The organism is Arthrobacter terricola (assembly GCF_004354015.1).
In the GTDB taxonomy this organism is placed as follows: Bacteria; Actinomycetota; Actinomycetes; order Actinomycetales; family Micrococcaceae; genus Arthrobacter; species Arthrobacter terricola.
This window is the reverse complement of sequence record NZ_SMRU01000001.1, coordinates 157016-169270: the sequence shown is the minus strand read 5'-3', so window position 1 is coordinate 169270 and position 12255 is coordinate 157016. Positions and strand designations below refer to the sequence as shown.

11 protein-coding genes are annotated in these 12255 nt (G+C 62.0%); 6 read left to right on the top strand and 5 right to left on the bottom strand.

The window, feature by feature from the left end; genetic code table 11:
• Positions 1-101: 101 nt before the first annotated feature.
• Both rplM and rpsI read left to right on the top strand, forming a co-directional pair.
• Positions 102-545: a 50S ribosomal protein L13 gene (gene rplM / locus E1809_RS00815; protein WP_133202334.1), complete on the top strand. Its 444-nt coding sequence runs from the start codon at positions 102-104 to the stop codon at positions 543-545.
• 38 nt (positions 546-583) lie between these two features.
• Positions 584-1090 carry a 30S ribosomal protein S9 gene (gene rpsI, locus E1809_RS00810; protein WP_133202333.1) on the top strand — a complete coding sequence of 169 codons (507 nt, stop codon included), beginning with the start codon at positions 584-586 and terminating at the stop codon, positions 1088-1090.
• A gap of 102 nt (positions 1091-1192) precedes the next feature.
• Here rpsI and E1809_RS00805 read toward each other — a convergent pair whose 3' ends face one another.
• Together E1809_RS00805 and E1809_RS00800 are read right to left on the bottom strand one after the other, a co-directional pair.
• Positions 1193-3121 carry a glycosyltransferase family 39 protein gene (locus E1809_RS00805; RefSeq protein WP_133202332.1) on the bottom strand — a complete coding sequence of 643 codons (1929 nt, stop codon included), beginning with the start codon at positions 3119-3121 and terminating at the stop codon, positions 1193-1195.
• The gene (locus tag E1809_RS00800; protein ID WP_133202331.1) at positions 3118-4344 is read right to left on the bottom strand and encodes a glycosyltransferase; all 1227 of its coding nucleotides are present in this window, start codon (positions 4342-4344) and stop codon (positions 3118-3120) included. Before E1809_RS00800 ends, E1809_RS00805 begins: the two co-directional genes overlap by 4 nt.
• Before the next feature lie 159 nt (positions 4345-4503).
• Between E1809_RS00800 and glmM the strand changes: the two genes are divergently transcribed.
• On the top strand, positions 4504-5868 hold the full coding sequence (gene glmM, locus E1809_RS00795; RefSeq protein WP_133202330.1) for a phosphoglucosamine mutase: 1365 nt from the start codon (positions 4504-4506) through the stop codon (positions 5866-5868).
• 58 nt (positions 5869-5926) lie between these two features.
• Here the strand turns inward: glmM and mscL are convergent, their stop codons facing one another.
• The 3 genes from mscL to coaA all read right to left on the bottom strand — a co-directional run bounded on the left by mscL (position 5927) and on the right by coaA (position 8249).
• A complete protein-coding gene (gene mscL / locus E1809_RS00790) occupies positions 5927-6316 on the bottom strand; it encodes a large conductance mechanosensitive channel protein MscL (protein WP_133202329.1) in 390 nt (129 codons plus the stop codon).
• Between the two features lie 89 nt (positions 6317-6405).
• Positions 6406-7272 carry a M15 family metallopeptidase gene (locus tag E1809_RS00785; protein ID WP_407921052.1) on the bottom strand — a complete coding sequence of 289 codons (867 nt, stop codon included), beginning with the start codon at positions 7270-7272 and terminating at the stop codon, positions 6406-6408.
• Between the two features lie 5 nt (positions 7273-7277).
• On the bottom strand, positions 7278-8249 hold the full coding sequence (gene coaA, locus E1809_RS00780; RefSeq protein ID WP_205754058.1) for a type I pantothenate kinase: 972 nt from the start codon (positions 8247-8249) through the stop codon (positions 7278-7280).
• A gap of 173 nt (positions 8250-8422) precedes the next feature.
• On the opposite strand from coaA, the gene glmS reads away from it, so the two are divergent.
• Genes glmS through E1809_RS00765 form a run of 3 tightly spaced genes read left to right on the top strand, consistent with a single transcriptional unit; the run spans position 8423 to position 12211 of the window.
• Positions 8423-10309 (top strand): glutamine--fructose-6-phosphate transaminase (isomerizing), encoded by a 1887-nt coding sequence (glmS, locus tag E1809_RS00775; RefSeq protein ID WP_133202503.1) that lies wholly within the window; start codon positions 8423-8425, stop codon positions 10307-10309.
• 4 nt (positions 10310-10313) lie between these two features.
• The gene (locus E1809_RS00770) at positions 10314-10661 is read left to right on the top strand and encodes a holo-ACP synthase (RefSeq protein ID WP_133202327.1); all 348 of its coding nucleotides are present in this window, start codon (positions 10314-10316) and stop codon (positions 10659-10661) included.
• 5 nt (positions 10662-10666) lie between these two features.
• Entirely contained in the window at positions 10667-12211 is a 1545-nt protein-coding gene (locus E1809_RS00765; RefSeq protein WP_205754053.1) for an NAD(P)H-hydrate epimerase, read from the top strand.
• Positions 12212-12255: the final 44 nt, after the last annotated feature.

Here is a 12255-nt window from a genome sequence, read left to right as displayed (position 1 = left end):
ATAGAGTCCTCACCTCTGCTCCGGTAGCGCATACCTAGTAGGAGCCCGCTTTTAGCGTGGTGCCTAAAACATGAACGCCAGAACAAGAACGAGGCAAAACCGTGCGTACGTACACCCCGAAGCCCGGCGATATCAACCGCCAGTGGCACGTCATTGACGCCACCGATGTTGTCCTTGGTCGTCTTGCCAGCCAGACCGCAACACTGCTGCGCGGAAAGCACAAGCCGACCTATGCGTCCCACATGGACATGGGCGACTTCGTCATCATCATCAACGCCGAGAAGGTAGCCCTGACTGGCGCCAAGCTGGAGCAGAAGCGCGCTTACCGCCACTCCGGCTACCCGGGCGGCCTGACCTCCGTCAACTACGCGGAACTGTTGGAATCCAACCCGGTCCGCGCCGTTGAGAAGGCCATCAAGGGCATGCTCCCGAAGAACTCCCTCGCTGCCCAGCAGTTGAGCAAGCTCAAGGTCTACCGTGGCGCTGAGCACCCCCACGCTGCGCAGCAGCCGAAGACTTTCGAAATCACCCAGGTCGCCCAGTAGTCCTGGCCACCAACCAACTTTTTTATACAAGGAGAATCGTGGCTCAGAACGAAGAACTGACCGCCGAAGCCTTCGAGGCTGAGGAAAACCTCACCAGCTACACGTCTGAAAGCTCGGCTGCCGAAGCCGCGCCGAAGAAGGAGCGCCCTGCCCTGACCGTTTCCGGTTCGGCTGTAGGCCGCCGCAAGGAAGCCGTTGCACGCGTTCGCGTCGTGCCCGGTTCCGGCAAGTGGATCATCAACGGCCGCGAGCTGTCGAACTACTTCCCGAACAAGCTGCACCAGCAGGACGTCAACGAGCCCTTCAAGATCCTCGACCTTGAAGGCGCCTACGACGTCATCGCCCGCATCCACGGCGGTGGCCCCTCCGGCCAGGCCGGTGCCCTGCGCCTCGGTATTGCTCGCTCGCTGAACGAGATCGACGTCGAGAACAACCGCGCCACCCTGAAGAAGGCCGGCTACCTGACCCGTGACGCTCGCGTCATCGAGCGTAAGAAGGCCGGTCTCAAGAAGGCACGCAAGGCTCAGCAGTACTCCAAGCGCTAAAGACGCTTTTGGACGCTTCAAGCGTCCAGAGAAGGCCCGTTCCTCCGATTTGGTGGGACGGGCCTTCTGTATCTCCAAAGGCGTAGGACGGCGGGCACCAAGCTACTTCGTGAGATCGAAGAAGGACGTTCCATTAATGATCTCGGATGGGAAAGTACTCTCCACCCAATGGACGATTCGTGCCGATTCCCCCCGTCCCTCAGCAGTAAATGGCGGAAGATCCTTGATGACGAACGAGCCGACTTCCCCCTTGCTGACCATACTCTGAAACTGCTCCAGCGTGGGAAACGGGTCGGTGCCGTCAAATCCTCCGACAGCCAGAACCGATCGTCCGCCGTTCAGCTGATAGTTTGCAGCTGTTTCCGAGCCGACGACGGCGGCAGCCCACCTTTGCGAACTGGGGGCCGACCTGATCTTGTCAAGCACCCCAGGCGATTGCACGTCCCCAAGCATGACGGCGGTGAAGGTTGCCGGTGTCCCTGGTGGTAGCAGGTTTCGGTCCGGATGATCCATTCGTATCCCCAGAATGCTTGGACCAGCAGTTACGCTGGCGCCGATGTGCGGGCTCAGCACGGTGTTCACCGACCAAATGCTGGGACCTAAAAGAACTGTCACCGCGACCAAGAGAATCCCCGCCACCCGAAATTGACGAGTGACTGCTTGTATCGATGTGATGGCTATCGCAAGGGCGCCAACGACCAATAGAACATCCGGCAACCATGGGAAATCCGAGGCCGAACGGGACGCTGAAACATATCCCAGCAGTAGGCAGGCTGCCAGAGTACACGCTGCCGTCAGCCGTGCTCTTCTTTTCGCCATGCGGCGCACAAGGTAGGTGGTCGCGAAGGCGGCCAAGCAACTAAGTGAGGGTACTACGGCGATCGTGTAGTAGGAATGCACAATGCCGGACATCATTGCAATAACCGTCGCTGAGCACACAAACCATCCGGCGCACAACATCAAAAAAGTGCGCTGCACAGTTGTGCCGTACCGACGAATCACAAAAAGAATTGCGATACCGAGGCCCGTAATCGCGATTGGAAGGAACCAACCGAACTGACCCGAGAACTGCGGTTGTAGAAAACGGGTAAACCCGGGATCCAGCTTCGTTGCCAATACTTCACCCGTAGCCGACATCGTGTGGGTGGCATCCTCACCACTCAGGCGATCCAGTCCGTTATACCCCAACGTCAGTTCCCAGAAGCTATTGGACCTGGAACCGCCAACGAAAGGTCTCTTCGTGGGGTCGGCTGTTTGGGCGACCACGAACCACCATCCGGATGCGACGATCGCGGCGAGCAGTCCTCCCGTCAAATGAAGAAACCTTCGATAAATCGGTTGTTGGGAGAAAAAGAGATAAGCCAAAGCGATCGCAGGCAAGATAAGCGCGACTTGGAGTTGCTTTGTGAGGAAGCCCGCGCCTACCATCGCTCCGGAAGCGATGAGCCATCGAAGCTTGTTTCTGTCAATTGCTTCGAGCGCGCAGTACGCGGCCCCGATCATGAGCAGCGTTAGAAGAGCATCCGGGTTGTTGTACCGGAACATCACCGTGGCCACAGGTGTTATCGCAAAGAAGAGCCCCGCGACCAAGCCGGTTGCGGCATCGGTACGCTTTCGTACCATGCGATACAGCAGGTAGACGCTGAGGACGCCCATTAACGCTTGCGGAACGAGTATGCTCCAGGAATTCAGGCCGAATAGCCGCACTGAGAGCGACATAATCCACAAGGACATGGGGGGCTTGTCTACGGAAATGGCGTTACCGGGATCTGAGGATCCGTAGAAGAACGCTGTCCAATTGTCGGCTCCGGACATAACCGCAGCCGAGTAGAAAGAGTTCGCCCAGGCATTGCGATCGAGTCCCCACAAGTAGAGAACCGACGTGAGTGCTAAGAGCCCAACAAGCGCGGGCCGTTCCCAAGCAGGCGTCGCCGAATCCGTTCCTCGAAACCAACGCAAAACGGAAAACGGCAGGTCCTTGAAACCGCTCGGTGCTGCCGCCACCGCAGGCCCGCTAGCTTGCGTGCTCATACCGCCAGCTTTGGCGTTCTCGCACCCCGCCGCTCTTCACTTCTCCGAACCCGGAACACCCAGATGCGGAGGAGGACAAAGCGCAGCAGCGTTGCGAGTACATTCGCGCAGGTCAGGACCAAAAGCTCGTTACTGGGTGATGCATCCTGGTGCATGGCATGAAGCAAAAGCAGGGATGAAGACGTAATACCCCAGGCCGCCATGAAGACTACGAGCCCTTGAATCTGTTGAGTGAACAGCCGCTCGGGACCGTGGATCCTGAAAGTGAAGCGGCGGTTTGCCGCTGTGTTCGCAACGGCTGTCACCAGCAATGCGAGGAAATTTCCCTGCTGTGCGCCAAACGGCCCTTGGAATAGCAGGTAGAGCAAAGCAAAAGCGAGGGTGGAAAACGCGCCGACGATGCCGAACCGGACAACTTGGCCGAAGAAGCTCGGACGCGCCGGTGCAGCGATTGGTCCGCGTCCTAGCTCCGCATAAATCGCCTGCAAGGGGATGGCGCCCTTCATGATGGAACTCGCTACGCGAATAATGCCTTTGACGTCATCAATGGCCGTTTGCCGGATATCCACCCTGCTGTCGGGGTCGTCGATCCAATCGACAGGAATTTCATGGATCCGCAGTCCTGCCCGCTCGGCCAATATCAGCAATTCCGTATCGAAGAACCACCGGTTGTCCTCAACGAACGGCAGGAGGCGGTGTGCGACGTCCGCTCGGATCGCTTTGAAACCGCATTGGGCATCGGAGAACTGAACCTGCATGGTCCGCTTGAGGAGCAAGTTGTAGCTCCGGGAAATGAATTCCCTCTTCGTACCCCTCACCACGCGGGAAGTGCGGCCGAGCCGGGTGCCGATGCTGATGTCCGAGTGGCCGGAAAGAAGCGGAGCAATAAGGGGGTGCAAGGCTGCCAAGTCCGTCGACAGATCCACGTCCATATAGGCGAGGACCTTTGCCTCGGAAGATGTCCACGTGTCGCGGAGCGCGTAGCCTCGTCCCTTCGTTTCAAGGCGCCGATAGCCAACATTCGGAATCTCTTCGGCGAGCTTCCGCGAAATGGCGCCGGTAGCGTCCGTACTCGCGTTGTCGGCTATCGTGATTTTCCAGCTATGCAGGAATTCCTGGGACAGGTATTCGGCAAGCCGGCGGATGCTTCGTTCGAGTATGGCGGACTCGTTGAAAACGGGGACAACTATTTCAATCGCCAAGCCCCCAGAGCTAGGTTTCATGGGGCAATCGTAGGGATTTGTTAATGTCCATTACTAGAGTGGAGCAAATTTCGCAAGTCGGGTAGCGGCACTCTTGTGAAGATAGCCCCGATGGGCTATGTGTGCACCCGTAGCGATCCTGCCTTCGGCCTGGGGCCCCGTCGTCTACACTGGGACGCGATGGCTAGATTATTTGGAACAGACGGCGTGCGTGGTCTCGCCAATGGATTGCTCACAGCGGAGCTCGCGCTTCAGTTAGCCCAGGCTGCCGCGGTGGTCCTGGGGCATGAACGCACGGAAGGCGGTGCCCGGCCGCGCGCCGTCGTCGCCCGGGATCCGCGCGCCAGCGGCGAGTTTCTCGCCGCCGCTGTGGAGGCGGGGCTTTCGAGCTCCGGCATCGACGTGTACGACGCCGGTGTCCTCCCGACTCCGGCAGCCGCCTACCTCATCGCGGACCTCGACGCCGATTTCGGCGTGATGATTTCCGCGTCCCACAACCCGGCGCCGGACAACGGCATCAAGTTCTTCGCCCGCGGCGGGCAGAAGCTGCCGGACGAGGTGGAAGACGCGATCGAGGCCCAGCTCGGCAAGGAGCCCGCCCGTCCAGTCGCCGGCGACGTCGGACGCATCCAGCGTTTCGCCGATGCCGAGGACCGCTACATTGTCCACCTGCTCGGCACCCTCCCGAACCGCCTCGAAGGGCTCAAGATCGTCCTGGACTGCGCCCACGGTGCGGCCAGCGGTTGTTCCCCGCAGGTCTTCGCCAGCGCCGGCGCCGAGATTGTTGTCATCGGAGCGGAACCGGACGGCCTGAACATCAACGACGGCGTCGGATCCACCCACCTGGACCAGCTCAAGAACGCTGTGATCAAGCATGGGGCGGACCTCGGAATCGCCCACGACGGCGACGCCGACCGCTGCCTTGCAGTGGACCACGAAGGCAACGAGGTTGACGGGGACCAGATCATGGCGATCCTCGCACTCGCGCTCAAGGAATCCGGCAAGTTGAACGACGACGTTCTCGTCGCCACCGTGATGAGCAACCTCGGGCTCAAGATCGCCTTGCGCCGAGCCGGAATTACCATTCGTGAAACCGCGGTAGGGGACCGCTACGTCCTCGAAGAAATGCGCGCCGGCGGCTTCAGCCTCGGCGGCGAGCAGTCCGGCCACGTGATCTTCTCCGACTACGCCACAACCGGTGACGGCCTCCTCACTGGCCTGCAGCTTGCTGCCCAGGTGGCACGGACCGGCCGCACGCTCCAGGACCTCGCCGGTTCCATGACCAAACTGCCGCAGCTCATGATCAACGTGAAGGGCGTGGACAAATCACGCGCCGCCACTGACGAGGGCGTAGCCGCAGCGGTAGCAGCCGCGGAACTCGAACTGGGTGACACCGGCCGTGTGCTCCTGCGCCCGTCGGGCACCGAAGCATTGGTACGCGTGATGGTCGAAGCGGCGGACATGGAGACAGCCACGCGCATCTGCACCGAGCTCGCCGCCGTCGTCGAGGACAGATTGACGGTTCCGCGCGAACTGGCGCTTTAGCAATCCACGCAATTGTGGCCCGCCCCCCAAGGGATGCGGGCCACAATTGTCTGCCGAGTTATCTTTGGACCAGACTGTCCCGGATTTCGGTGAGGAGCGTTACCGCCGGATCGGCAGCGGGTTCCTCTTCGGCAATACCCAATTTCGCGTTACGGCGTTCGATGAGATGGTTCATTGGGGCAACAACCACGAAATAGATGGCGGCCGCGACGAGGACGAAGTTCACGATCGCAGTCAGCAGGACGCCGAACTGCAGGTCATTTCCGTTGATGGTCACTTTTGCGAAACTGTCAAAGTTGGGGGAGCCAACCAAGGCAGCAATCAGCGGCATGAGGACGTTCTTCACGAGTGCATCCACAACTGCACCGAAAGCTGCACCCATGACGACGGCTACGGCAAGGTCTACGACGTTGCCCTTCAGGATGAAATTCCTAAATCCACTCAACATGGCACCAAACTAGTCCATGGCGGTAAATACGCAATGAGCAGCCGGTCAATTCTTTACCGGAACCCGGAAACTTCTTTGATAATCAACCGCTAGAGGTAGTCCGGGGCCGCACCGACTCCAAAATACTCCTCGAGGGTCCCAATTCCCCGGGTGGCCATGTCCACGGCTGCTTCAACGCCGACGAAACGCACATGCCAAGGTTCATAAATGTAACCGGTGACGTCCTCGCGCATCGAGGGGTACCGGACCACGAACCCATAGGTGTGCGCGTTGGCCTTGGTCCATACTGCGGCTGGCTGCTCGTCGAAGCACTGCTCGAAACTGCAGGCACCCCCACCGTCGCCGATGTCGAACGCCCAACCGGTCTGGTGCTCGGAGAATCCAGGGCGAGCGGAGGCGGTGTCCGCCGAGTCCTGGCCGCTCGCATTGACGTAACCGTTGTAGGTTTCCGCCTGCGTCCGGAAGGAACGGTAGCCGGAAGCGAGCGTGAGGGTCACACCCGCGGCAGCGGCCCCCGCGAAGAGCTTTTCAGCGGCCGCCGCTGTGGTGCTGTTCAGCAAGGCCCCTTCCCCGCTGATCGCGAGCAGGACGTCCGGCTGCACCAAGTCGCCAGGGACGTATTGCAGCGGATTGAGTGGCCGGTGTTTGTTAACGATGACCCATTGGCTCGCGGGATCGGTCAGCGAGTGCTGTTGAGGAAGAGTGCTCGACGGCGGTGCGCCCAAAGGCGCGTGGCTCACCGGGGAAACCGGCGAACCGGAGGCGGGCTCCGCCGTCGTAATTGCTGCGGACGGCAACGGCAACTGTGACGGTGTGCCGGGACCGGAAACGGAAGGGGCCGGAGCCGGCGAAGCGGTCGGTGAACCGGGGGTGCAGGCTGCCAACGTGGCCATTCCGACGCCCGCCGTCACGAGCGCGGCGAAGGATCTGCGACTCAGGCCACCGGTGCGGCACACGCGTGCTAGACCTTCCTTAGCAACATTCGTCGGATGGAATGATCGGCGTCCTTGGTGAGGACGAGTTGGGCACGTCCCCGCGTGGGAAGGACGTTTTCTTCGAGGTTCGGCTCATTGATGCGCTTCCAGATGCCGCGGGCGGTTGCTTCCGCTTCGACATCGGAGAGCGTCGCGTAGCGGTGGAAGTACGACTCCGGCTGGGCGAACGCCGTGCTCCTCAGCTTCCTGAAACGGTCCACGTACCAGTCTTCGATGTAGGAGGTCTTGGCGTCCACGTAGATCGAGAAGTCGAAGAAGTCGCTCAATGCCAGGCCTTGGCGACCGTCCTGTCGCGGCCGGGCGGGGGCAAGGACGTTGAGGCCTTCGACGATCAGGACGTCAGGCCGATGCACCACAACTTCCTTGTCCGGCACGATGTCGTAGGTCACGTGCGAATACCAAGGGGCGCGTACTTCCTCGGCCCCTCCCTTGACGGCGCTGACGAAGCGGAGCAGCGCGCGGCGGTCGTAGGACTCCGGGAATCCCTTTCGTTCCAGCAAATGCCGGCGCTTCAGTTCTGCCAGCGGGTAGAGGAACCCGTCAGTGGTGATGAGTTCCACGTTGGGTGTTCCGGGCCAGCGGCGGAGCATCTCCCGTAGTACGCGGGCAATCGTGGACTTCCCGACAGCCACCGAACCTGCAACGCCGATCACGAACGGCGTGCGCTGGGTCTGCTCGCCAAGGAACGTCGTGGTGGCGGAATGGAGCTGCTGGGACGCCTGGACGTAGAGGTGCAGCAAACGCGAAAGCGGAAGGTAGACCTCGCGTATTTCCTTCATGTCCAGGGGGTCGCCGAGACCGCGAAGCCGGATGATGTCCTCTTCGTTGAGCGGCTGTTCCATCTGGGCAGCCAGCCGGGACCACGTCTGCCTGTCCAGCTCCACGAACGGTGAGGAGGTGTCGCCGTTCGCTTCGTTGCGTTGCAAAGTCACTTTTATGATTCTGCCCCCCACTTGGCCGATCTGGAAATGCAGCATTAACGGACAGGAGACTTTATGTGAGCATGCTCTCCATTGGTGGCTCGGCCCTCCTGCTGGTTCCGCGGAATGGCCTGTTCGTGGAGAGGGATATCCTACGTCCGATCCGCAGGGCACCCGCTACTCTTGTAGGCATGTGTGGAATCGTTGGTTACGTTGGCAATTCATCCCGCCGGGCAGACGCCGGGCATTCGGCTCTCGACGTAGTACTCGAAGGACTTCGTCGCCTTGAATACCGGGGCTATGATTCCGCCGGTGTTGCCGTGGTGGCGGACGGAACCATCGCGGCCCGGAAGAAATCCGGGAAGCTCACCAATCTGCTGGCGGAACTCGAAAGCGATCCCCTTCCCACCTCGCTGACGGGAATCGGCCACACCCGGTGGGCAACGCATGGCGGCCCCACGGACCAGAACGCGCACCCGCACTTGGCTGACGGTGGTCGCTTGGCGATGATCCACAACGGAATCATCGAGAACTTCGCCGAACTCAAGCAGGAACTCCTTGAAAAGGGCGTCACCTTCACCTCGGAAACCGATACCGAAGTGGCCGCGGCGCTCCTGGGCGACATCTTCCGCAACCAGCTCAATGGTGAATCATCAAACCTCACCAAGGCGATGCAGCTCGCGTGCCAGCGGCTCGAGGGCGCATTCACCCTTCTCGCCGTGCACGCCGACCAGCCCGACGTCGTCGTGGCCGCCCGCCGCAATTCCCCCCTCGTGGTGGGCCTTGGCGAGGGCGAGAACTTCCTCGGCTCGGACGTTTCCGGCTTCATCGACCACACCCGCCGCGCTGTGGAGCTGGGCCAGGACCAGATCGTCACCATCACCGCCGATTCCGTGGAGATCACGGACTTCTTCGGCGCCCCCGCCCAGGGCAAGGAATACCACGTTGACTGGGATCCGGCGTCCGCCGAAAAGGGTGGCTTCAGCTCCTTCATGGAGAAGGAAATCCACGACCAGCCTGACGCCGTGGCACAGACCCTCCTCGGCCGCTCGGACCTCAACGGCCAGCTCACCCTGAGCGAGCTCCGGATCGACCCCGAGCTGCTCAAGAAGGTAGACAAGATCATCGTGCTGGCTTGCGGAACCGCCGCTTACGCCGGCCTGGTGGCCAAGTACGCCATCGAGAACTGGTGCCGGATTCCCACGGAAGTCGAGCTCGCGCATGAGTTCCGCTACCGGGATCCCATCGTTGACGCGAAAACCCTCGTGGTCTCCATCAGCCAGTCCGGCGAGACCATGGATACACTGATGGCTGTCCGCTACGCGCGGGAGCAGGGTGCCAAGACGATCTCCATCTGCAACACGAACGGCTCCACCATTCCCCGCGAATCGGATGCCGTGCTCTACACCCACGCCGGTCCGGAGATCGCGGTTGCGTCCACCAAAGCGTTCCTCGCCCAGATCACGGCCGCCTACTTGCTCGGCCTCTACCTCGCCCAGTTGCGCGGAAACATCTTCAGCGGCCAGATCAAGGACGTCCTTGCCGACCTCGGCAAGGTTCCGGCCAAGATCCAGGAGATCCTCGACGGCGCCGGTCCGCTCCGCGAACTGGCCCGCAGCATGAAGGACGAGAAATCCGTGCTGTTCCTGGGCCGCCACGTCGGCTTCCCGGTGGCACTTGAAGGCGCTTTGAAGCTCAAGGAAATCGCCTACATCCACGCTGAAGGCTTCGCAGCCGGCGAGCTGAAGCACGGACCGATCGCCCTGATCGACGAAGGGCAGCCCGTTTTCGTGGTTGTTCCCTCGCCCCGTGGCCGCGACTCCCTGCACGCGAAAGTGGTCAGCAACATCCAGGAAATCCGCGCGCGCGGTGCGCGCACCCTGGTGATTGCCGAGGAAGGCGACGAAACCGTGCGGGCCTACGCTGAGCACGTGTTCTATGTTCCGCAGACTCCCACCTTGCTGATGCCACTGCTCACCACGGTCCCGCTGCAGATTTTTGCGGCGGAACTGGCCAAGGCCAAGGGATATGACGTGGACCAGCCTCGTAACCTGGCCAAGAGTGTGACCGTAGAATAGCGCCATGATTGTTGGCATTGGCGTAGACGTCGTAGACATTGAGCGCTTCGGGCGCCAACTCGAGCGAACCCCGGGGCTCCGGGACCGCTTGTTCGTTCCTGCCGAGCGTGAGCTCAACACGCGTTCCTTGGCTGCGCGTTTCGCGGCCAAGGAAGCCGTGGCCAAGGTCCTGGGGGCTCCGGCGGGCATGAACTGGCAGGACTGCTGGATCGGCCTGGACCAGAACGGGCCGACCATCCAGGTCAAGGGCACCGTTTTGGCCGTCGCAGACGCGAAAGGCGTGAAACGCTGGCATGTCTCCATGAGCCATGACGGCGGAATCGCCACGGCCATGGTCATCGCCGAAGACTAGCCACCATGATCAGCGCCTACACCGGTACACAGGTCAGGACAGCGGAGAAACCGCTTATTGATGCCGGTGCGGGCGCTGTTCTCATGCAGCGGGCCGCGCACGGGCTGGCAAACGCCGTCGTTCGCGAACTCCGTGCAGACGGTCGCCGCATCTACGGCTCAAGCGTCACGGTACTCGCGGGCAAGGGCAACAACGGCGGCGACGGCCTTTTTGCCGCCGCAATGCTGGCGCGCCGCGGAATGCGTACGACGGCGGTACTCACCGCAGGCTCGGCCCACCCCGACGCTTTGGCTGCTTTCAGGGCCGCCGGCGGGCGGGTCCAGCCCTTGGATGACGCGAATGTCGAAGAGCTCGCCGTGGCCACCGCCGGTGACGACGTGGTTATCGACGCCATCCTTGGCACGGGCGCGCGGGGCGGCCTCAACGGTCCCGCGGCGGAACTGGTGGCGGCGTTGCAGGAGCTCCATCCGGCCCTCGTGGTGGCGTGTGATGTTCCGAGCGGGGTGGATGCAGATACGGGAGAAACCCATTGGCCTGTCCTGACCGCAAGGCTCACTGTGACTTTCGGAGGAGCCAAAGCCGGATTGCTGGCGGACCCCGGCGAAGGCTGCTCCGGCCGGGTGCACGTGGTGCAGATCGGCATAGAAGACCACCTTCCATCTCCTGCCCTGCGGCGGCTCACGGTTCACGATCTCGCCAAACTATTGCCGCATCCGGGACGTCGGGCCCAGAAATACACCAGGGGAGTGGTAGGCGTTGTGGCTGGCTCAGCCCGCTATACGGGCGCGGCCGCGCTTTCCGTCGAAGCCGCGTCGGTATCCGGCCCAGGAATGGTGCGGTACCTCGGCCCGGAGACCGTCGCCCGGCAAGTGCTGGCCAGGACCCCGGAGGCTATTTGGGAGCCTGACGAGCCCGGAAGGGTCCAGGCCTGGCTCCTTGGTCCAGGGCTGGACGGTTCTGACCAATTGCAGCGCGCCAAGGACGCTTTGCAGGCTGCGTACGACGGCGGCCAGCCCGCCGTCGTCGACGCCGGAGCCCTCGAATTGCTTCCGGAACGTTGCCCGCCCAACTGGATCCTGACCCCGCACGCAGGCGAGCTCACTTCGCTCCTCGGGCGCAGCGAAGTGCGGGTGACGCGTGACGACGTCGAATCCCGGACCCTGCACTTTGTCCGACTCGCGGCCGAACACACCGGAGCCGTGGTCTTGCTCAAGGGCGCCACGACGCTCATAGCTTCTCCGTCCGGCACGGTTTTCAGCCAGTCGGACGGCAATCCGTGGATGTCGACGGCCGGCAGCGGCGACGTCCTCGGCGGGATCCTTGGAGCCCTTGCTGCTTCATACGCGGCGTCGGGACTCGGCGACGACGGCCCGTTCGCCGGGATCGGAATCGGCCCTGAGGAGCGCTGGGCCGCTGTTGCCGCCGTCGGTGCAAGCATCCATGGGATGGCCGGGAAAGCGGCCTCCGGGGCCGGTCCGACGACGGCTGCCGCCATTGCGCGGGAAGTGCCGGAAACCTTCCGAGTTATCCACAAGTACGTGTCCGCGTAATCCGAGGCGTTCCTTAAATGTCCCAGTAGCTCGCTAGGCTGTGA

Excerpts from the sequence above, each read along its gene's own strand:
- glmM (WP_133202330.1), top strand. The coding sequence starts at position 4,504 with ATGGCTAGATTATTTGGAACAGACGGCGTGCGTGGTCTCGCCAATGGA.
- E1809_RS00770 (WP_133202327.1), top strand. The coding sequence starts at position 10,314 with ATGATTGTTGGCATTGGCGTAGACGTCGTAGACATTGAGCGCTTCGGG.
- E1809_RS00800 (WP_133202331.1), bottom strand. The coding sequence starts at position 4,344 with ATGAAACCTAGCTCTGGGGGCTTGGCGATTGAAATAGTTGTCCCCGTT.
- glmS (WP_133202503.1), top strand. The coding sequence starts at position 8,423 with ATGTGTGGAATCGTTGGTTACGTTGGCAATTCATCCCGCCGGGCAGAC.
- E1809_RS00805 (WP_133202332.1), bottom strand. The coding sequence starts at position 3,121 with ATGAGCACGCAAGCTAGCGGGCCTGCGGTGGCGGCAGCACCGAGCGGT.
- E1809_RS00765 (WP_205754053.1), top strand. The coding sequence starts at position 10,667 with ATGATCAGCGCCTACACCGGTACACAGGTCAGGACAGCGGAGAAACCG.
- mscL (WP_133202329.1), bottom strand. The coding sequence starts at position 6,316 with ATGTTGAGTGGATTTAGGAATTTCATCCTGAAGGGCAACGTCGTAGAC.